At 57.7% G+C, this 18,386-nt stretch carries 20 protein-coding genes; 12 read left to right on the top strand and 8 right to left on the bottom strand.

Annotation, left to right across the window (positions count from 1 at the left end; translation table 11 throughout):
* From ACGJAX_RS30050 to acs, 4 genes are all read right to left on the bottom strand, one after another.
* The gene (locus tag ACGJAX_RS30050; RefSeq protein ID WP_390957088.1) at positions 1-699 is read right to left on the bottom strand and encodes an ABC transporter permease subunit; all 699 of its coding nucleotides are present in this window, start codon (positions 697-699) and stop codon (positions 1-3) included.
* Complete coding sequence (locus ACGJAX_RS30055) at positions 696-1,385, bottom strand: ABC transporter permease (RefSeq protein WP_047532379.1); 690 nt, start codon at positions 1,383-1,385, stop codon at positions 696-698. The genes ACGJAX_RS30050 and ACGJAX_RS30055 overlap by 4 nt, the downstream gene beginning before the upstream one ends.
* 92 nt (positions 1,386-1,477) lie before the next feature.
* Positions 1,478-2,254 carry an ABC transporter substrate-binding protein gene (locus tag ACGJAX_RS30060; RefSeq protein WP_047532380.1) on the bottom strand — a complete coding sequence of 259 codons (777 nt, stop codon included), beginning with the start codon at positions 2,252-2,254 and terminating at the stop codon, positions 1,478-1,480.
* Positions 2,255-2,952: 698 nt separating this feature from the next.
* Positions 2,953-4,908, bottom strand: coding sequence for an acetate--CoA ligase (acs, locus tag ACGJAX_RS30065; RefSeq protein WP_090324592.1), 1,956 nt, complete (start codon positions 4,906-4,908; stop codon positions 2,953-2,955).
* Between the two features lie 478 nt (positions 4,909-5,386).
* On the opposite strand from acs, the gene ACGJAX_RS30070 reads away from it, so the two are divergent.
* The 6 genes from ACGJAX_RS30070 to ACGJAX_RS30095 all read left to right on the top strand — a co-directional run bounded on the left by ACGJAX_RS30070 (position 5,387) and on the right by ACGJAX_RS30095 (position 10,729).
* Entirely contained in the window at positions 5,387-5,650 is a 264-nt protein-coding gene (locus tag ACGJAX_RS30070; RefSeq protein WP_390957089.1) for a DUF2790 domain-containing protein, read from the top strand.
* 191 nt (positions 5,651-5,841) lie between these two features.
* Positions 5,842-6,057 carry a hypothetical protein gene (locus ACGJAX_RS30075; protein ID WP_248916752.1) on the top strand — a complete coding sequence of 72 codons (216 nt, stop codon included), beginning with the start codon at positions 5,842-5,844 and terminating at the stop codon, positions 6,055-6,057.
* Between the two features lie 514 nt (positions 6,058-6,571).
* Positions 6,572-7,819 carry a ribonucleotide-diphosphate reductase subunit beta gene (locus ACGJAX_RS30080; protein ID WP_090324615.1) on the top strand — a complete coding sequence of 416 codons (1,248 nt, stop codon included), beginning with the start codon at positions 6,572-6,574 and terminating at the stop codon, positions 7,817-7,819.
* A 366-nt stretch (positions 7,820-8,185) separates the two neighbouring features.
* Positions 8,186-8,749, top strand: a complete 564-nt coding sequence (locus ACGJAX_RS30085; protein WP_390957090.1) for a BRO family protein — start codon at positions 8,186-8,188, stop codon at positions 8,747-8,749.
* 116 nt (positions 8,750-8,865) lie between these two features.
* A complete protein-coding gene (locus ACGJAX_RS30090; protein ID WP_390957091.1) occupies positions 8,866-9,579 on the top strand; it encodes an HNH endonuclease in 714 nt (237 codons plus the stop codon).
* Between the two features lie 184 nt (positions 9,580-9,763).
* Entirely contained in the window at positions 9,764-10,729 is a 966-nt protein-coding gene (locus tag ACGJAX_RS30095) for a hypothetical protein (protein ID WP_390957092.1), read from the top strand.
* A gap of 3 nt (positions 10,730-10,732) precedes the next feature.
* On the opposite strand, the gene ACGJAX_RS30100 is transcribed toward ACGJAX_RS30095, so the two are convergent.
* Both ACGJAX_RS30100 and ACGJAX_RS30105 read right to left on the bottom strand, forming a co-directional pair.
* Entirely contained in the window at positions 10,733-11,869 is a 1,137-nt protein-coding gene (locus ACGJAX_RS30100) for a hypothetical protein (protein WP_390957093.1), read from the bottom strand.
* Between the two features lie 157 nt (positions 11,870-12,026).
* Positions 12,027-12,854: a TSUP family transporter gene (locus ACGJAX_RS30105; RefSeq protein ID WP_390957094.1), complete on the bottom strand. Its 828-nt coding sequence runs from the start codon at positions 12,852-12,854 to the stop codon at positions 12,027-12,029.
* Between the two features lie 109 nt (positions 12,855-12,963).
* On the opposite strand from ACGJAX_RS30105, the gene ACGJAX_RS30110 reads away from it, so the two are divergent.
* The 4 genes from ACGJAX_RS30110 (at position 12,964) to ACGJAX_RS30125 (ending at position 14,864) form a co-directional block, all read left to right on the top strand.
* Positions 12,964-13,731 (top strand): helix-turn-helix domain-containing protein, encoded by a 768-nt coding sequence (locus tag ACGJAX_RS30110; protein WP_090324628.1) that lies wholly within the window; start codon positions 12,964-12,966, stop codon positions 13,729-13,731.
* A 93-nt stretch (positions 13,732-13,824) separates the two neighbouring features.
* Complete coding sequence (locus ACGJAX_RS30115) at positions 13,825-14,142, top strand: helix-turn-helix transcriptional regulator (protein WP_090324630.1); 318 nt, start codon at positions 13,825-13,827, stop codon at positions 14,140-14,142.
* Positions 14,143-14,188: 46 nt separating this feature from the next.
* Entirely contained in the window at positions 14,189-14,551 is a 363-nt protein-coding gene (locus ACGJAX_RS30120) for a type II toxin-antitoxin system RelE/ParE family toxin (protein ID WP_390957095.1), read from the top strand.
* On the top strand, positions 14,544-14,864 hold the full coding sequence (locus ACGJAX_RS30125) for a helix-turn-helix domain-containing protein (protein ID WP_090324633.1): 321 nt from the start codon (positions 14,544-14,546) through the stop codon (positions 14,862-14,864). The genes ACGJAX_RS30120 and ACGJAX_RS30125 overlap by 8 nt, the downstream gene beginning before the upstream one ends.
* A 22-nt stretch (positions 14,865-14,886) precedes the next feature.
* On the opposite strand, the gene ACGJAX_RS30130 is transcribed toward ACGJAX_RS30125, so the two are convergent.
* A complete protein-coding gene (locus tag ACGJAX_RS30130; RefSeq protein WP_390957096.1) occupies positions 14,887-15,945 on the bottom strand; it encodes an MBL fold metallo-hydrolase in 1,059 nt (352 codons plus the stop codon).
* A 216-nt stretch (positions 15,946-16,161) separates the two neighbouring features.
* Here ACGJAX_RS30130 and ACGJAX_RS30135 point away from each other — a divergent pair, with 216 nt between their 5' ends.
* A complete protein-coding gene (locus tag ACGJAX_RS30135; RefSeq protein WP_390957097.1) occupies positions 16,162-16,773 on the top strand; it encodes a TetR/AcrR family transcriptional regulator C-terminal domain-containing protein in 612 nt (203 codons plus the stop codon).
* Between the two features lie 124 nt (positions 16,774-16,897).
* The gene (locus ACGJAX_RS30140) at positions 16,898-17,434 is read left to right on the top strand and encodes a DUF1003 domain-containing protein (RefSeq protein ID WP_248916762.1); all 537 of its coding nucleotides are present in this window, start codon (positions 16,898-16,900) and stop codon (positions 17,432-17,434) included.
* Here ACGJAX_RS30140 and ACGJAX_RS30145 read toward each other — a convergent pair.
* The gene (locus ACGJAX_RS30145; RefSeq protein ID WP_390960030.1) at positions 17,423-18,382 is read right to left on the bottom strand and encodes a LysR substrate-binding domain-containing protein; all 960 of its coding nucleotides are present in this window, start codon (positions 18,380-18,382) and stop codon (positions 17,423-17,425) included. The two genes, ACGJAX_RS30140 and ACGJAX_RS30145, sit on opposite strands and share 12 nt — an antisense overlap.
* Between the last annotated feature and the right edge of the window lie 4 nt (positions 18,383-18,386).

Consider the following 18,386-nt stretch of genomic DNA (forward strand, 5'->3'; position numbering starts at 1 on the left):
TCAGTGCTTCCGCGGGGCCAGGTAGCCCAGCCAGCGGCGCTCGGCCAGTTTGAACACCTTCACCAGAATGAAGGTCAGGCACAGGTAGAACACGCCAGCGGTGATGTACGCCTCGAACGGCAAGTAGAACTGGGCATTGACCGTGCGCGCGGCACCGGTGATGTCAATCAGGGTCACGATGGACGCCAGACTGGTGGTCTGCAGCATCATGATCACTTCGTTGCTGTACTGCGGCAGCGCCCGGCGCAGGGCCGATGGCAGCAGGATGCGCTTGTACATCTTGAAGCGCGACATGCCCATGGCCTTGGCGGCTTCGATCTCACCGTTCGGCGTGGCGCGCAGGCTGCCGGCAATGATTTCGGCGGTGTACGCACTGGTGTTGATGGCGAACGCCAGGCACGCACAGAAGGTCGCGCTCGACAGCCACGGCCAGAGGAAGCTTTCCCGTACGACTTCAAACTGCGCCAGACCGTAGTAGATCAGGAACAGCTGCACCAGCATCGGCGTGCCGCGGATCACGTAGGTGTAGAGCCAGGCCGTCATATTGACGGCAGCATTTTTCGAAACGCGCATCAGGCCCAGCGGCAATGCACACAGCAAGCCGAAGAACAGTGACAGTGCGAGCAGTTTGAGGGTGGTCACCAGGCCGCCGAAGTACAGCGGCAAGGCCTCCCAAATGACGTTGTAGTCGAAGATCATAGATCAGCCGCCCTTACGCCTACCGAGTAGCGCTTCTCAAGGTGACGCAATGCCAGCAACGAGACACTGGTGATCACCAGATACATCGCCGCCACTGCGAGGAAGAAGGTGAAAGGCTCACGGGTGGCGTCTGCCGCCTGCTTGGCCTTGAACATCATGTCTTGCAGGCCCACCACCGAAATCAGCGCGGTTGCCTTGGTCAGTACCAGCCAGTTGTTGGTGAAGCCTGGAATCGCCAGACGAATCATCTGCGGCACCAACACGCGGAAGAACACCTGGAAACTGCTCATGCCATACGCCATGCCGGCTTCGGCCTGACCTTTGGGAATCGCCATGAACGCGCCACGGAAGGTCTCCGACAAGTACGCACCGAAGATGAAGCCCAGGGTGCCGATACCGGCGGCCAGCGGGTTCAGGTCAATGTACTCGTCAAAGCCGAGCAGCGGTGCGACGCGGTTCAGCAGGTCCTGACCACCGTAGAAAATCAGCAGGATCAGCACCAGATCGGGAATACCGCGGATCACGGTGGAATACAGATCGCCCAGCCAGGCCAGCCAGCGCACCGGCGAAAGGCGCAGTGCCACACCGATCAGGCCAAGGACAATGGCCAGGGCCATGGACGACAAGGCGAGCTGAAGCGTCAGCCAAGCGCCATCGAGGATGACAGCCCCGTAGCCTTTCAACATGATTCAGGTCCTCGAAAGTTGGGATGAAAAAATGGCGCAAACCTCAGAGATCCTGTTGCTTGCGCCATTTCGGACTTTTCGTTGCGACGTACTTACTTGCCGTAAATGTCGAAATCGAAGTACTTGTCCTGGATTTGCTTGTACTTGCCGTTCTCACGAATGGCGGCGATGGCGGCGTTGAGCTTGTCCAGCTCAGCCTTGTCACCCTTGCGAACCGCGATACCTACGCCGTCGCCGAAGTATTTGACGTCGGTGAAAGCCGGGCCCACGAACGCGAAGCCTTTACCGGCGTCGGTCTTCAGGAAACCGTCATTCAACAGGGTAGCGTCTGCCACGGTGCCGTCGAGGCGGCCGGCGGCCACGTCGAGGTAAATTTCGTTCTGCGAACCGTAAGGCTTGATCTCGGCACCCAGCGGGGCCAGGACTTCGCGGGCGAAACGCTCGTGGATCGAACCACGTTGCACGCCGATGTTCTTGCCCTTGAGCTCGGTCAGGCCTTCGCTGACCTGAGTGCCTTCCTTCATGACCAGGCGGGCCGGGGTGTTGTAGTACTTGTTGGTGAAGTCCACGGACTTCTTGCGATCTTCAGTGATCGACATGGACGACAGGATCGCGTCGATCTTGCGCACTTTGAGCGCCGGGATCAGACCGTCGAACTCTTGCTCGACCCATACGCACTTGACCTTCATCTCTTCGCACAAAGCGTTGCCGATGTCGTAGTCGAAACCAACGATGCTGCCGTCCGGAGCCTTGGAAGCGAACGGAGGGTAAGCCGCTTCGATACCAATTTTCAGAGGCTTTTCATCGGCGAAGGTTGGCAGGGACAGCACGGACAGTGCCAGGGCGCCAAGCAGCACGAGTTTCTTCATCTTGGGACTCCATCGGTAAAGGGCTAAAACGGCAGAGTGAGCGACAGCCCAATATGCGAATGAGTGGAACCGGAAAGTTTTGCTGCGTCCTACATTGCAGGTGCGAAATTTCAACACGGGCAACGACGAGCGAGTGATCGGCATTCTAACGACAGGCCCGAAGCCGATATTTCTTCAATGCGACAACTAGTTACAGAAGCACTGAGAAAGCCGGTTGAGCACGTTGACAGCCCTGCAAAATCATGCAAGAGAAAAAGACAGTGAACCGATCTACGTTGCAAATTGCGGGCCTATTATTGGCAAACCCTTCTAATCCGGCAAGCGCAGCGTTGATTCTTATTTTTCAGTGACGTTTTGAACGCCCTGATACGGGGTCAGGCGTTTCCCTATGCCCCGTATCGGCGCAGGCGGTTACACATTTGGTAACTTGAAGGGTCAGGGGTAACAGCGGGAAACAGCCTACAGAGGAAACCGATAATTATTGGCTGTTGCATCAGGGGCGACCGACAGGCCGCCTTCGCGAGCAGGCTCGCTCCCACATGGGTTTGTGTCGAACGCAATGATTGCATTCCCTCAGATTCCTTGTGGGAGCGAGCCTGCTCGCGAAGAGGCCGGAACTGCCAACACAAAAATCCAGACATTAAAAAACCCCACCAGGCTCAACACCTGGCGGGGCTTTGGATGACGCCGAACGCTACTTACGCAACATTCATGGTCCTGTGCGTATCAATCAAATGCTGCACCACACTCGGATCGGCCAGGGTGGAGATGTCCCCCAAGCCCTCGTATTCGCCGGTCGCAATCTTGCGCAGGATGCGGCGCATGATCTTGCCCGAACGGGTTTTCGGCAAGCCCGGCGCCCACTGAATCACATCCGGCGAGGCAATCGGACCGATCTCTTTACGCACCCAGTTCTTCAGCTCCAGACGCAACTGCTCACTCGGCTCCTCGCCGTTTTTCAGGGTGACGTAGACATAAATCCCCTGCCCCTTGATGTCGTGCGGCACACCAACCACCGCCGCCTCGGCGACTTTCGGGTGGGCGACCATGGCGCTTTCGATCTCGGCGGTGCCCATGCGGTGGCCGGAGACGTTGAGCACGTCGTCCACGCGACCGGTGATCCAGTAGTAGCCGTCGGCATCGCGACGGGCGCCGTCACCGGTGAAGTACATGCCACGGAAGGTCTTGAAGTAGGTGTCGACGAAGCGGTCGTGATCGCCGTACAGCGTACGTGCCTGGCCTGGCCACGAATCGAGGATCACCAGGTTGCCCTCGGCCTCGCCTTCGATGATGTTGCCCAGGTTGTCCACCAGCGCCGGCACCACGCCGAAAAACGGACGGGCCGCCGAACCCGGCTTGAGGGCGTGGGCGCCCGGCAGCGGGCTCATCATGTTGCCGCCGGTTTCGGTCTGCCACCAGGTGTCGACGATCGGGCAGCGCGACTTGCCGACGTTCTTGTAGTACCAGTCCCAGGCTTCCGGGTTGATCGGCTCGCCGACCGAACCGAGCAGTCGCAGGCTGCTGCCGTCGGCGCCTTCCACGGCGGCGGTGCCCGAGGCCATCATGGCGCGAATGGCGGTCGGGGCGGTGTAGAGGATGTTGACCTTGTGCTTGTCGACGATCTTCGCCACCCGGGTGATGTCCGGGTAGTTCGGCACGCCTTCGAACAGCAGCGTGGTCGCGCCGTTGGCCAGCGGGCCGTAGACAATATAGGAGTGCCCGGTGACCCAGCCGACGTCGGCGGTGCACCAGTAGACCTCGCCCGGGCGGTAGTCGAACACGCGCTCGTGGGTCATGGCCGCGTACAACAGGTAGCCGCCGGTGGTGTGCTGCACGCCCTTGGGCTTGCCGGTGGAGCCGGAGGTGTAGAGGATGAACAGCGCTTCTTCGGCGCCCATTTCCTTCGGCGCGCAGACGGTGCCCGCCACTTTCATCAGGTCTTCGTACCAGATGTCGCGGTGCTGGTTCCACTTGATGTTGCCGCCGGTGCGCTGGCACACGATGACTTTCTGGATGCTGCTGGTTTCCGGGTTGGTCAGCGCGTCGTCGACGTTGGCCTTGAGCGGGATCTTCTTGCCGGCACGAATGCCTTCGTCGGCGGTGATCACCACTTTCGACTTGCAGTCGATGATGCGCCCGGCCAGGGCTTCGGGCGAGAAACCGCCAAACACCACCGAGTGAATCGCGCCGATCCGGGTGCAGGCCAGCATGGCGACCACGGCTTCGGGGATCATCGGCATGTAGATCGTCACCACGTCGCCGCGGTGCACGTCCTGGCCGCGCAGGGCGTTGGCGAATTTGCACACTTGTTCGTGCAGTTCGCGGTAGGTGATGTGGCGGCTCTCCGCCGGGTCATCGCCTTCCCAGATGATCGCGACTTGATCACCGCGCTCGGCCAGATGACGGTCGAGGCAGTTGTAGGAAACGTTGAGGGTGCCGTCGGCGAACCATTTGATGTCGACATGGTGATCGTCGAAGGACGTCTGCTTCACCGTAGTGAACGGCTTGATCCAGTCGAGGCGCTTGGCTTGCTCGCGCCAGAAGCCGTCGGGGTTGACGACCGACTGCTGGTACATGGCCTTGTAGGTCGCCTCGTCGGTCAGCGTGTTGGCCAGAACCTCGGGACGAACGGGATACAGGGAAGCCGCACTCATCTTTCTTACCTCGGTGGAATAGTTGTTTTTGTATGACCCCGTTGTAGCCCGGGCCGGCCCTATAGAACCATTCGACGATGGTAGTAACAAGCCCATACAAAATGTCCTGAATAGAGCACCACCCTCCCACACAGTGCCCGCCGCGTCTTACCCCAAACGAAGTAGGAGCGAGCTTGCTCGCGATGGTCGTGAACGATAACGCGCTAAACCTGACACCCCGCCTCTCCCCACGATTCATCACGAGCAAGTTCGCGCCTGCACGGGATTGTTACGGAATCTGTCAAAGGTGTTTATCAAAAGCATGGCTATATGAATAAGCCCCCCGCCCCTAAAATCTGCCTCGCCAACCCGGCAAACTGAGTTAAACAAGTTACAGCCCCCACGAAGGCAGTTAACCCAACATCAAAGTAGTTCGGCTCCACACGCAACCCCAAAAAGGTTGCGTGACCCCACTCGACCTTAGAAAGGTAAAACTTAAATGAAAGCTTTATTGGTTCTGGCCCTCAGCAGTCTGTGCGCAACCGCCATGGCAGATGAGGTCTCGACTGATGTCGCGCAGCAGCAACCCGCCGTAGAGGAATACACTTACTCAATGCACTTGGATATCGCCAAAGTTGTATCCATAAGCGAAGTCCCCAATGTTTGTGAAGTTGTCCCGATGAAAATGGAGTACGACGACTCCAAAGGCCAACGTCATATCCTGCGCTACAGCGTCATGGGTAACGGCTGCTCCAGCGGCTGATTCACCCGCCCCTCATTTCCCCAAGGTTCGACCCAACCGCCCGAAGTATCAGGCCGCTGAAGCGCCGAACCTTATACATCTACAAATACGATTGCTTTAAGCATTTATGTGCGATTTCTAATCGATTTGTCAGGCATAGCATGAAAACCCTACCCAAGGCACATAACGCCAACAAACCTGGAGTCACTCCCATGAAAAGCAAACTGATCCTCGCCCTGACCCTCTCGGTACTGGCTGCCAACACCTTCGCCGCCGATGGCTTTGACCACACCGGCTCGGCCACCTTTGTCGCTGACGGTTACCCAATGACGGGTTCGGCAGTGGCCGCCGACGGCTACGACCATACTGGCTCGGCCACTGTCACGGCTGAGGGTTTTGCGCGCACCGAGTCGGCCAATCTCAGTTGATCACTGAAGGTCGCTCCCGGCCCGACTTCGGTCGGGCTTAGTTGTGTCTGGAGCCTGAGAAACCCCCTTCGAAACACAAGATGTAGTGAAAAAAGCCTTTTCTGGTTATTTCTTGAGCAAAAATAAACCAGGGCAAACATTTACGAAAAAAAATCTGCACCGGCCAAAGCCCTGTAAACCCTCGCTCCGACCGAAAAACGGTCCCTGTCGACCGATCCGTGAGCCATTTCGCCGCACCACGTCACCGAAAACTTCCCTATAATGCGGCCTTAAACGGGCCTGCAATATTCCCTTACAGGGATGAAAAGCCAGTCTGAAGCCCCGCAGAAGCGTTCGATGCTTTCTGCGCCCATCAGTGGCTCTCGGAACCCCGTACAAATTCTGTTTTATTGCCTGCCTTAGCTGCTGCAAAAAACGATTCCTTAAGATCCATCGCGGCCAGTACGGCCGTGTGAAAGACCAACCTATCAATTTCACACGGGCAATCTGGCCCTCACGCAGGAGACGACACGTCATGCTGAGCTGGGACGAATTCGACAAAGAAGACACGGAAGTAGCGGTCAAGAGCGCCAACGCTGGCCACGCCACCGAAGCCAATATGGACCGTCTCGACAGCGCTGGCGGTGCCGCCGCCCTGGAAGCCCGTGCCGTCACCGCCACTGACTCCGCCGCCGTCGCCCGTGCCAAGGCTGCCCTGGACGCACTCGACGTCGCCGAAGGTCTGGCCGAACTCGAAGGCGCCTCCGCCCGTGTCGCCGTTGACGAAAAACGCATGATCAACTGCCGCGCCGACCTCAACCAACTCGTGCCCTTCAAGTACGACTGGGCCTGGCAGAAGTACCTGGACGGCTGCGCAAACCACTGGATGCCGCAAGAAGTCAACATGACCGCCGACATCGCCCTCTGGAAAAACCCGGAAGGCCTGACCGACGACGAGCGCCGCATCGTAATGCGCAACCTCGGCTTCTTCTCCACCGCCGACTCCCTGGTCGCCAACAACCTGGTCCTGGCCGTCTACCGCCTGATCACCAACCCGGAATGCCGCCAGTACATCCTGCGCCAGGCGTTCGAAGAGGCGATCCACACCCACGCCTACCAGTACTGCATCGAATCGCTGGCCATGGATGAAGGCGAAATCTTCAACATGTACCACGAGATCCCATCGGTCGCGAAAAAAGCCACCTGGGGCCTGAAATACACCCGTTCGATCTCCGATCCGAAGTTCGAAACCGGCACCGTCGAAACCGACAAAGAGCTGCTGCGCAACCTGATCGCCTACTACTGCGTTCTGGAAGGCATCTTCTTCTACTGCGGCTTCACCCAGATCCTGTCCATGGGCCGTCGCAACAAAATGACCGGCGTCGCCGAGCAGTTCCAATACATCCTGCGCGACGAATCCATGCACCTGAACTTCGGCATCGACGTGATCAACCAGATCAAAATCGAAAACCCACACCTGTGGGATGCCGAAATGAAGGAAGAAGCAACCCAGATGATCCTGCAAGGCACTCAACTGGAAATCGAATACGCCCGCGACACCATGCCTCGCGGCGTGCTGGGCATGAACGCGGCCATGATGGAGGACTACCTCAAGTTCATCGCCAACCGTCGCCTGTCGCAAATCGGTTTGAAAGAAGAGTACCCAGGCACCACTAACCCATTCCCATGGATGAGCGAGATCATGGACTTGAAGAAAGAGAAGAACTTCTTTGAGACGCGGGTTATTGAGTATCAGACTGGTGGGGCGTTGAGCTGGGATTGATTCCTCAGGCCGCCGTGATTTGAAGATGTGAATCGGAAAATCGAAAATTAAAGCCCCGTTCTGATCATCGATCAGAACGGGGCTTTTTTTGGGAGTAGGAAAACTCCTACTCACACTCTTAGTAGCGGCTAAACCTCTCACAGGACTTCCAGCGGATTCTGAATTGATTGCTGTTCAAAGCGTCTCTAATCTTTGTCGCAGGTGCCTAAGAAACGCCCAACGTAGAAGCCAACCTCCTCATAGAACGCATGCTGATATCAGCTATTTATGCGCGTCTCTATGTGCAGGAGAACGGCTCGTTGGGATTTCTTAGATCCTCTACGTCGGGCTCTGGCCCTCTTCAACTTCAACGTAGAGGTAAGGGATATGTCTACAGAAACTCCACACCGATCAATCTTGCGCGATCCTCATGGGCCGACGATCTTCACCCGCCACAACCTCCACCTCCACGCCCTCCTCCTTGAAAATCAGCCATGGTTCAGCGCCCGCGATATCGGCCGCTTGATGGGTGTCCATCTGAGTGATCGTATGGTCAGCAAACTAGACAAAGACCAGCGTCGCGTTGTGTGGATTGAATATTTTCGGCAACCAGAAAAACAGCTGATAGTCAGCGAGTCCGGTGTCTATGCGTTGTTGGTGTATCACTACGTTCCGGGAAATCGCTTGCTGCGTGAGTGGTTAACCCATCAGGTGGTGCCGGCCTTGCGCGATGCGGAGCAATCTGAAAACTCGGATCGGCCGATGTTGAGCTTATTGGATTGGCCGGAAATGTCGTTGAGTCTGCTGCATTGGCAGAATGAAGGTTGGATTCGACTTCGGGACATGCCGTATCTGTTAAACGATCAAACGCAGCGGCGCGTACCGATGGCTAAGCCTTGGTGGCGGAAGGTAGCCCAGGTGTTTCAGTCGTCGAAGCATTTGATGGGCTAGGTGGCGTGTTTGTAGGAATGACCGAGAGATCCGTCGCTATTTTCTGTAGGAATTTTCGTAGACAGCCGTAGTGGCCACTCAGTATCGTCCGAGGGTTTTCAACCCTCGGCGATCTTATGAGCGAAAAGAAAAAGGACAGCGACTGGAGCGTTTCTGAGATTAAGGCTGCAGTCGATGCCTATCTGAAAATGCTCGCCCTAGAGCTGAACGGCCAGAAGTTCGTTAAGACTGAAGTGAATCTTGCTCTGCGCGAAACGGCTTTACCCACCCGCACTAAAGGCTCTGTCGAATTCCGGATGCAGAACATTTCTACTGTTCTGATGAAGATGGATCGGGAGTTCATCAAGGGGTACAAGCCTGCCAAAAACGTCGGTTCGAACGTTGAGCAATTAATTCGAGAAGCACTCACTGAGCGAGGCGTTCAACCTGACGATCCCACTGCTCCGACTGCGGATGAAGAAACGCTAGAACGTCGCGCTGCGTTGCTTCAGAAAAAACAGAATAAGGAACCGCCAAAAGGCATTAAGAAACCGAAGCGAGCAACAAGCTCTGGCACGGTCTATGTGCGTGATCCGGAGGTCAGGGCGTGGGTGCGCAACGAAGCCGAAGGTCATTGCGATGGCTGTGGCGAACCCGCTCCGTTTCAGAAGCTTGGCTTGCCTTATCTGGAAGTTCACCACGTTAAACCGCTTGCCGACAAAGGCTCGGATCAAGTCACCAACGCCGTTGCGTTGTGCCCGAACTGTCATCGTCGCTGTCATCATTCGAGCGACAGCGAACAGTTCACGGCTTCGCTTTATAAGAAGGTTCCACGGTTAATTCCCGAGTAATCGAAACCTGTGGCGATGGGGTTTGGTGCCTGACTGGGTTGGTGTGTTGATTTCGCGAATCGCGAGGAGGCACGCTCACAGAACTTATGGTTGCCGTTGCTTAGTAATGTGTTGAAAACAGTAAGTGCAACCCACCCCGCCGCCCGCTATTAATACCCTTCCCCTCACGGACCCGAGCCCGCCCATGAAATTCGACCTCGCCTACTGCCTCAGCCTCGACGCCAAGCTGTCGATCTATGACGTGCGCGATCTGAATTTCGACGAGACCATGGCCTTCGATTCCGCCAAGGAACACTTCCAGTGCCCCAACGATGCCTGTCGTTTGGCGTTCGATGTGGCGAACGAGTTGGGGACGTTCAATGCCAAGAATGTGAATTACGTGCGTACGCCGCACTTCAAGAACTTGCCGAGTACGCGGCATGTCGAGGGTTGTCCTTATGTCAGCCTGAAGACGCCGGCATCGGGTGTGGAGGCGGATGGGGCGGAAACGGATGACGGTCGCGAGGAGCATTTCCCGTCGGAATTGTTACTGACTCGGCGTGCGTATGTGCGCCAGCCATCCAACGCGGCGGTGGCGCCCGACAGTAAAGGGCATGAGCCCGCAACGCCTTCGACCGCCAATAGTGTCGAACCGCCGAGCCACGATTCGACGCCGGACAAGACCAGCGTCTTCGCCCACCCGGTGGAGTGTTTCGTGTCGAACTTCGACGACAAGGACCTGCTCAAGCGCATGCCGTTGAAGATCGGCGAGCACACGGCAACGTACGCCGCGTTTTTCAAGAAGATCGAGTACCTGCAGGACAACAAGGGGCTGATTTACTGGGGCAAGATCAAGCAAATCAAGGACTACACCCAGAGTTTCCGCATCGATTTCGAGAAGAAGGTCTGGTTCGAGAAGAAGCCTTACTCGGTCAATGTTTACCTGAGCAAGAAGCTGATCGACACCTACCGCAAGCGCAAGGCGTTCCTGGAGGAGATCAAGCACGCCATCGAGAGCGGGCGCGAGTTGTATTGCTTCTTTTATGGCGTGACGCCCGAGCTGAAGCAGGTGCCAAGCAAGAAAAACCCCGAGCAGACGTTCGGGGTGTTCAGTGCCAACATTGAGAATCTGGATCACTTTATTGTGCGGGAGGCGTCGGGGCTGGCGTGACGGCTAGCCTTGGGGCAGTCGCAGTTTGACTGCACCAGGGTGTTGATTGACCAGCGAGTACGGCAGCACCGGCCATTCGGGACCATCGCAGCTGCGCTGGTAGCGGGCGAAATAAGGTCCGAGGTAAATACCTTTCGGTGTGAAGCGCCAGTTCGAATAACCCCAGATGCTTTCATCGGTGTAATCGCAGTCGCCGTCATCTTCGGCGGGCTTCTTCATTTCATCTGGGTAGAGCGCAGTGAATTGTTTGATCAGCCACGGCACCATGACTTTTTGCTGATCGTATTCACTTGCCGCGCTATTGGGCTCACCAACCCACAGCACGTCTTTGAGTTTCAAAAGCTCACCCGTGTGTACGTCGAGGTTGATCGGAGAGCTCCCAAAGTCCGGGTGGGCACCGCCACAACTGTAAGCGGTGAAAATGTCCAGGCTAACCACGTCGGACGAGATAAACGAGGCGGTAGCTCTTTGTTCGAATTCGGCAAATTCCCCGCCATACAACAGACAGCTGTGATAGCTGATCACTTCACTCCATAGCCGTCCGAGCAGGTGTTCATTGATCCGCTGCTGATCCTCTTTTGCATAGCCGGACTCCACGCTGAACATAGAGAGCTTCGACTCAGGCTCCGTCCACCATTGCAGCTCATAGCCCATGAAGTTTTGTGTTTTCGCGGGTTTGAGCTTAAGTCCCTGAAGGCGCAAATATTCGTATGGATTGGTCTTCGGCAGCCCGGCGATGAAGGGCAACGCACTCGACGTCGCTGCCGGTAATTTGGCCTGCGAGAGTTTTACTAACAGCATCTTGCCCTGCGGACTTTGCCACTCGCCCTGCCAGCCGTTGGCGGTCTGTTCCAACTTCAAGGTTGGCAACGGCTTAGCGTCGTCGAAGCGGTTGTCGCCCTCAACGAGGGTCAGCTTGTTGTCTTGCAGCGAGCCGCTGAGCGCCAAGTCTCGGTGGTACTTCTCATAGAAATAGCGACCCGTCACTTCGTCCTGCTGTGTGGTGTTGAGCTCCACCACGATCGGCATTTTGCCTAGGGTGCCAGTGAATACCTGCCGGCTATCTTCGGCATGGGCAGTGGAAGCCAGTGTGAACAGCACTGCGGCGTGAGGTGCCAGGCGCAACAGTCCTTTGAGCATGGATCGATCCTTGAATGAGTCGGTGGTAGCGCCGTATTTTGAGAACGGCGCTGGTAAATTTCGGGGCGGATTATGGCGAGGTCAGGTTGCGGAATCGAGTCCCGGAACGTGGATATCAGAAACAACTCCCTGAGATGCCCAAGTATTGTGCGCGGCTTCAACTCGCCAAAGCAGGGAAAAGCATGACGATCATCACCAGCACCAGTAACCCGACGTACACCCGCGCGTGAATCCAGTCCGGTATGCGCCCGATCCAGGGCGTGGCCAGGCGAATCCCCACCACCGATCCAACCGTCAACACCGCAAACGCCAGCAGATCCACGTATCCGACAAACCACGGCCCCAGATCAAACGCGCTGAAGCCGGCCATGGCCATGTAGGTCAGGGTCCCCGCCAGCGCCACGGGCAAGCTCAGCGGATTAGCCATGGATGTCGCCTGGGACATGCTCAGTCCGCATCGACGCAATAACGGCACGGTCATGACGCTGCCGCCCACGCCGAGAAAGGTGGCAATGAGGCCGATTCCCACACCGCCGCCAGACTGTTCTGACCGACTCAATCGCCGTGGATTTCGCGGCTGGGTAGGTGTGAGAAAGCCGTCTCTGAACAGGCAATCCAGAATGGTCAGCCCCAGGTAGGCGATAAAGGCCAAACGAATGAGTTGGCCACTGGCCTGCATCGCGGCCATGGCGCCAAGTGCCGCTCCCACACCAATGAAGCCGCCCAACGGCCACAGGTAATGGCGAATGAGATGACCGGCGCGGTGGTGTTTTCCGGTGGCGATCAGGGCATTGACGATCATCACGCAGGTCGAGGTGGCAACGGCAATGTGCATCGCCGCTTGGCCGATGGGGTCGCCGACACCGTGCCTGGCCATGAGCATGCGGTAGAGCAATGGCACCACCACGAAGCCGCCGCCAAAACCAAACAACACGGCGGTAACGCCGCTCATGCAGCCGAAGAGTGTCAGCCATAGATAGAACATTGCGCGTCGTCCGTTGATTGAGAGCGGTCGACGATAAAGCGCTGCGCCTTGGCCTGCTTCAGCAAGTCAGCCAATAATGTTTGCGTTTACGCCAACCGTGGGGGGCCCAATGCGCAATATTTCGATTGATCTGCTGGACGCCACGCCGCGCCCGGTGGTCGCCATCGGTACGGATTATGCCTACGGCCAATGGTTGCCCCGTCATACACACCGTCGCGCGCAGTTGTTGTATGGCGCCACGGGGGTGATGCAAGTGAGCACGCATGACGGCAATTGGGTGGTGCCGCCGCAACGGGCGGTATGGATTCCGGCGGGGGTGGCGCATGAGGTCTTGATGCTGGGGGTGAGCACTCGCAGCTTGTACATCGAGCCGAGTGCGATCGATTTGGGCCAGCGCTGTCAGGTCATCAGTGTGTCGCCGTTGATGCGGCACCTGTTGATGGAAGCAGTGGAGATGGCGCTGGAGTACGCCGAAAACAGTCGCGACGCCGCCCTGGTCGATTTGCTGCTGCACGAACTGGCGCTCAGCACTCACCTGCCGTTGCATATCCCGCTACCGCTCGATGCGCGCCTGCTCGCGTTGTGCCAGGCCTTTGTGCAGCGACCCGACGCCCACCAATCGCCGCAACAATGGGCCGATCAATTGCATGTCAGTTTGCGCACGTTCAATCGCCTGTTTCGCCAACAGACCGGCTTGAGTTTCAGCCAATGGCGGCAACGCGCCTGTGTGGTGCTGGCGCTTGCGCGGCTGGTCGCGGGTGAACCGGTGACCAGCATTGCCCTGGATTTCGGTTACGACAGCCCGGCGGCCTTCTCGACCATGTTCCGACGCCTTTTGGGTCAGCCGCCATCCGTCTGGTTGGAAGGGGCGAAATAGCAGAAATCGAAAAATCAAATTGATCCGGGCTCAAAACAACTGTACAAAAACACAGTATATTTTGGATCAACACTCTCGAGCCCGGAGAACACCATGGCCTCTCAAGCGATGAAAATCACCCTGGAACGTATCGCCCTTTTCCAATTCACCCCGGCCCACTGCGCCCAGGCCCGAGCGATGCTGGGCTGGAGCGTGGAGGAACTGTCTCGCGAATCCGGGGTTTCGGTGGAGGCCATTCAGCGCTTCGAAGCAGAGCAGGATGTGCGGGACGTCACCCGGCTGACACTGGCGTATCGGTTTGAAGCCGAGGGGCTGGTGTTCTTCCCGGGGTTTGCGCCGGGGCGCGGGATGAATCTGAGAGGTTGTACCCCCAATCCAATGGAGCGGGCGGATTTTGCGATGGTTGAGTAATCGAAGGCATCGATTGACGATTATTCCCATATAGGTATATTTTCGCATGAGTACAAGGAAGCCACTCCTGTGGGTCGGTAGCAGCAAGAAAGATCTCAAGCAATTTCCCGCAGATGTACAGGATGTTTTTGGGCACGCTCTAGATCTGGCGCAAAGCGGTAAGAAACATCCTGACGCCAAGCCTCTCAAGGGCTTTGGAGGTGCCGGGATCCTAGAGTTGATTGAGGACTTCAACACGAATACCTACCGCGCCGCTTATACCGTTCGTTTCGGTAGTGCCATTTATGTTCTGCACTGCTTTCAGAAAAAGTCGACTAGTGGCATCAGAACCGCGCAGTGCGACATCGATCTGATCAGGATGAGGCTTCAAGCCGCGCAGGATCATGCGAAAGGATCAGGAAATGATTGAAATCGAAGAAAGCAGCGGGAACGTCTACGCAGACCTGGGGACTCCCGATTCCAACGAAATGCGGGTCAAATCCCAGCTGGCCGCAAAAATTGGTGAAATCATCAAGGCACGCCATTTAACCCAGGTCCAGGCGTCGGAAATTTTAGGGCTGTCGCAGCCCAAACTTTCCGAGATGCTGCGCGGCAAGTTCCGAGGCATCAGTGAAGCCAAGATGATGGAGTGTCTGTTGCTGCTGGGGCGCGATGTGCAAATCGTCGTCAAGTCGGCCCCCCGATCACGAAAAGAGGGCCGGCTTGACGTCGTTTTTACCTGAAACGCCAACTATCCAACGCAACTTATGCATTCTGCACAGTCACCCGATCACTCTCCCCCTCCACCTCCAACCACCACGCACCACCGCGCTGCGGGTACATGAGGTTGAACGCCTCGCCCATCTGCGGCGTGGTAATCGAAACGCTGCGATCCCAGGCCAGGGCCAGGATGCGGTCGAAGGGTTCGTACCAGGCGTGCATCGACAGGTCGAAGGTGCCGTTGTGAATCGGCAGCAGCCAGCGGCCCTTGAGGTCGATGTGGGCTTGCAGGGTTTGTTCCGGTTGCATGTGCACGTGGGGCCACTCGACGTTGTAGGCGCCGGTTTCCATGAGGGTCAGGTCGAAAGGGCCATATTGTTCGCCGATGTGTTTGAAGCCTTCGAAGTAGCCGCTGTCGCCGCTGAAGAAGATGCGCGTGTGGCCGTCGATCATCACCCACGAAGCCCAGAGGGTGCTGTTGCCGTCGAACAGGCCGCGACCGGAGAAGTGTTGTGAAGGGGTGGCGACGAAACGAATGCCATCGACTTCAGTGTCCTGCCACCAGTCCAGTTGCCGGATCTTGCTGGCGTCGATGCCCCATTTAATCAGGGTGTCGCCCACGCCCAGCGGCGTGAGGAAGTACTTGGCCTTGTCGGCGAGTTGCAGCACGGCCTGATAGTCCAGGTGATCGTAGTGGTCGTGGGACAGGATCACCGCTTCAATCGGTGGCAATTGCTCGAGGCTGATCGGCGGCTGGTGAAAGCGCCTGGGGCCGGCCCATTGCACAGGCGACGCACGTTCGGCGAAGACCGGGTCAGTGATCCAGAACTTGTCCCGCAATTTGAGCAGCACCGTGGAATGGCCAAGGCGATAGACGCTGTGGTTCGGCGCGGCAATCAGCGCCGCCTGGGTCAGGGTTTGCACCGGCACGGGGGCGCTCGGCCGGGTGTCGCGCGGCTTGTGGAAGATCACGTTCCACAGGATGCGCAGGGTCTTGCGAAAGCCTTCGCGCTTGTACGGCGCATGGTTGAGGTATTGCCCTTCTGTCTGACGGGACGCTTCAGAGGCGGCAACGATGTCCGCGGGGGAAGTGGTATTGGCCATGACTGAATGACTCCAGAAAAACCGCAAGAAACCGATTTCTCAAGGTTGGACGATAAATGGCCAAGGCACGCACGCATCAGCCGGATGGTTCTGTTTATCACTGGGCAGGATTAACAAAACATTACACTGCACAGTGTAGTTTCTAGGTTGCATCAAAGCGGATGACAAGTAAACTGCCCAGTGTAATTTTCCACTTACCTCTGCCGAAGCGTACTTATGACAGCTCCACAGCGCCTCACCGACCGAAAACGCGACGCCATCATCCAGGCGGCCATTGCCGAATTCCGTGCCAACGGTTTCGACATCACCAGCATGGACAAGATCGCCGCCACTGCCGGCGTGTCGAAGCGCACGGTGTACAACCACTTCCCCAGCAAGGAAGAGTTGTTCGCCGAAATCCTCAATCAATTGTGGGCACGCGTAATGGCAGAGCAGGAAACGCCCTATCGCTCTGACCAACCGCTGCGGGAACAACTGCGCCTGCACCTGATGGCGAAAATGCAGATGCTGGGCGATGACAACTTTCTCAACCTGGCACGAGTGGCAATCGCGGCCACCATCCATTCCCCCGAGCGCGCACAAAATATGGTGGCTCGCATGGGTGAGCGCGAAGAAAACCTGACGGTGTGGATTCGTGCCGCCCAGGCCGATGGTCGGTTGAAAGCTGTCGATCCCGGGTTTGCTGCGCAACAGGTCCAGGGCCTGCTCAAATCCTTCGCGTTCTGGCCGCAGGTTTCCATGGGGTTGCCGGGCTTGTCCGCAGAGATGCAGGGCACCGTCGTGGAGTCGGCACTGGATATGTTCCTGGCCTGCTACCAGTTGCAATAAATGACAATGTGCTGGCGTTGTCTCGCGTTGGGCGGCTGCGGATGAATCGGCGCAATGTGTTTCAGAATGAAACTGACGTCGGGGTTATAGTGAGCCCAAGCCCCAGCCTCCAGCAGAGATCACCATGAGCACGACACCCAAAAACAAACCCGACTCCCCCGTCGATCACCTGCGCTTTCATCGTCCTCACGCCCACCTGGCGCCGACCTTTGGCGATGACAAGTTCGCCCTGCGCGCCGAGGCCTTTGCGCGGTTCTTTGGCACGCCCACTTTTCTCGGTGCCCAAACGCTGATCGTCGCGGTGTGGATTGCCCTTAACATCTCCGGTGTGACCCACTTCGATGTCTATCCCTTCATCCTGCTCAACCTGGCGTTCAGCCTGCAGGCGGCGTATGCCGCACCGCTGATTCTGTTGGCCCAGACCCGTCAGGCGGCACGGGATAAAGCGCAGTCCGATGCCGATGCCCAGCATCGTGAAGCGCTGGCGACCGCCAACAGTGAGCGACAGGCAGAGGCGGCGAAGAACAATGCGCAACTGCTGCAATTACTCGAACAAAACACTCGCCTGACTCAACTGACCAAGGAGCTGAGCGAACGCATCGAAAACCTGACCTCGGAAATGCATCAACACGTGTTGAATTCGGCCCCCTCAAAAAGCTGACCTTTCCAAGGCAAGCTTCAATGCCCGCCCCAGTTCATCAAACAAGGTGACCACCGAGCGCAAGGCGCGGCAATCCGGGCGGGTCAGCAGCCACAACGCAGTGTCGCAACCCTGCAGTGGCTCACCCAGCGCCTGCAATCCGTCGCGGATCAGGAAATCCGGCAGCGCCGCCACCCCCAACCCTGCCCGCACCAGCTCGGTCACCGACAGCATGCTGTTGCAGCGATAAGCGGTCGTCACGCCGGGCAATGCCTGACGACGCCAGGCGATGGTCGGGTGATCGGGCAGGAATTCGTCCGGGGCGATCCAGGTCAGTGCGGCGAGGTCACGGGTATCGACCGATTGCAGATAGCTCGCGCTGGCGCACACCCGGTAGGAGATGGCCGCCAATCGCCGCCCGACCAAATGCTCGGGCGGTGTGCGGGTCAGGCGCAGGGCGATGTCGGCGTCGCGGCGGCTGAGATTGGCGAAGTCGTTGGAGGTACTGAGTTCGATGGTCAACGCCGGATAGTTGGGCATGAACGGCGCCAGCGCCGGCAGCAACAAACCTTGCAGGACAGAGTCGGTGCAGGTCAGGCGCACGGTGCCGCTGATGACTTCACCGCCCTGCTCCACGCCAATGCGCGCGGCTTCCAGTGCTTGTTCGGCGCGCTCGGCCTGTTCGGCCAGGGCCTGCGCCAGGCTGGTCGGCAGGTAGCCGGCGCGACTTTTTTCGAACAATAGCTGACCCAACGCAGCTTCCAGTCGACGCACCGCCCGAAACACCGTCGAGACATCCACCCGCAACAGCTGCGAGGCCCGAGCCAGAGAGCCACCGCGCACCAGTGCAAGAATCAGCGCCAGGTCCGGGTAGTCCAGTCGATAGTGCGTCGCTGCATTGATCACTTGGGAAAACGCCCATATTGAGTGCGTGAACGCCAATCTATAGTGAGCGCCAGGAATCAACAAGCGC

The sequence above is a fragment of the Pseudomonas moorei genome, from assembly GCF_042846945.1.
Taxonomy (GTDB): domain Bacteria; phylum Pseudomonadota; class Gammaproteobacteria; order Pseudomonadales; family Pseudomonadaceae; genus Aquipseudomonas; species Aquipseudomonas moorei.

What these genes read in the sequence shown, in the direction of transcription:
- ACGJAX_RS30050 (WP_390957088.1), bottom strand. Translation starts at nt 699, where the DNA reads ATGATCTTCGACTACAACGTCATTTGGGAGGCCTTGCCGCTGTACTTC.
- ACGJAX_RS30055 (WP_047532379.1), bottom strand. Translation starts at nt 1,385, where the DNA reads ATGTTGAAAGGCTACGGGGCTGTCATCCTCGATGGCGCTTGGCTGACG.
- ACGJAX_RS30060 (WP_047532380.1), bottom strand. Translation starts at nt 2,254, where the DNA reads ATGAAGAAACTCGTGCTGCTTGGCGCCCTGGCACTGTCCGTGCTGTCC.
- acs (WP_090324592.1), bottom strand. Translation starts at nt 4,908, where the DNA reads ATGAGTGCGGCTTCCCTGTATCCCGTTCGTCCCGAGGTTCTGGCCAAC.
- ACGJAX_RS30070 (WP_390957089.1), top strand. Translation starts at nt 5,387, where the DNA reads ATGAAAGCTTTATTGGTTCTGGCCCTCAGCAGTCTGTGCGCAACCGCC.
- ACGJAX_RS30075 (WP_248916752.1), top strand. Translation starts at nt 5,842, where the DNA reads ATGAAAAGCAAACTGATCCTCGCCCTGACCCTCTCGGTACTGGCTGCC.
- ACGJAX_RS30080 (WP_090324615.1), top strand. Translation starts at nt 6,572, where the DNA reads ATGCTGAGCTGGGACGAATTCGACAAAGAAGACACGGAAGTAGCGGTC.
- ACGJAX_RS30085 (WP_390957090.1), top strand. Translation starts at nt 8,186, where the DNA reads ATGTCTACAGAAACTCCACACCGATCAATCTTGCGCGATCCTCATGGG.
- ACGJAX_RS30090 (WP_390957091.1), top strand. Translation starts at nt 8,866, where the DNA reads ATGAGCGAAAAGAAAAAGGACAGCGACTGGAGCGTTTCTGAGATTAAG.
- ACGJAX_RS30095 (WP_390957092.1), top strand. Translation starts at nt 9,764, where the DNA reads ATGAAATTCGACCTCGCCTACTGCCTCAGCCTCGACGCCAAGCTGTCG.
- ACGJAX_RS30100 (WP_390957093.1), bottom strand. Translation starts at nt 11,869, where the DNA reads ATGCTCAAAGGACTGTTGCGCCTGGCACCTCACGCCGCAGTGCTGTTC.
- ACGJAX_RS30105 (WP_390957094.1), bottom strand. Translation starts at nt 12,854, where the DNA reads ATGTTCTATCTATGGCTGACACTCTTCGGCTGCATGAGCGGCGTTACC.
- ACGJAX_RS30110 (WP_090324628.1), top strand. Translation starts at nt 12,964, where the DNA reads ATGCGCAATATTTCGATTGATCTGCTGGACGCCACGCCGCGCCCGGTG.
- ACGJAX_RS30115 (WP_090324630.1), top strand. Translation starts at nt 13,825, where the DNA reads ATGGCCTCTCAAGCGATGAAAATCACCCTGGAACGTATCGCCCTTTTC.
- ACGJAX_RS30120 (WP_390957095.1), top strand. Translation starts at nt 14,189, where the DNA reads ATGAGTACAAGGAAGCCACTCCTGTGGGTCGGTAGCAGCAAGAAAGAT.
- ACGJAX_RS30125 (WP_090324633.1), top strand. Translation starts at nt 14,544, where the DNA reads ATGATTGAAATCGAAGAAAGCAGCGGGAACGTCTACGCAGACCTGGGG.
- ACGJAX_RS30130 (WP_390957096.1), bottom strand. Translation starts at nt 15,945, where the DNA reads ATGGCCAATACCACTTCCCCCGCGGACATCGTTGCCGCCTCTGAAGCG.
- ACGJAX_RS30135 (WP_390957097.1), top strand. Translation starts at nt 16,162, where the DNA reads ATGACAGCTCCACAGCGCCTCACCGACCGAAAACGCGACGCCATCATC.
- ACGJAX_RS30140 (WP_248916762.1), top strand. Translation starts at nt 16,898, where the DNA reads ATGAGCACGACACCCAAAAACAAACCCGACTCCCCCGTCGATCACCTG.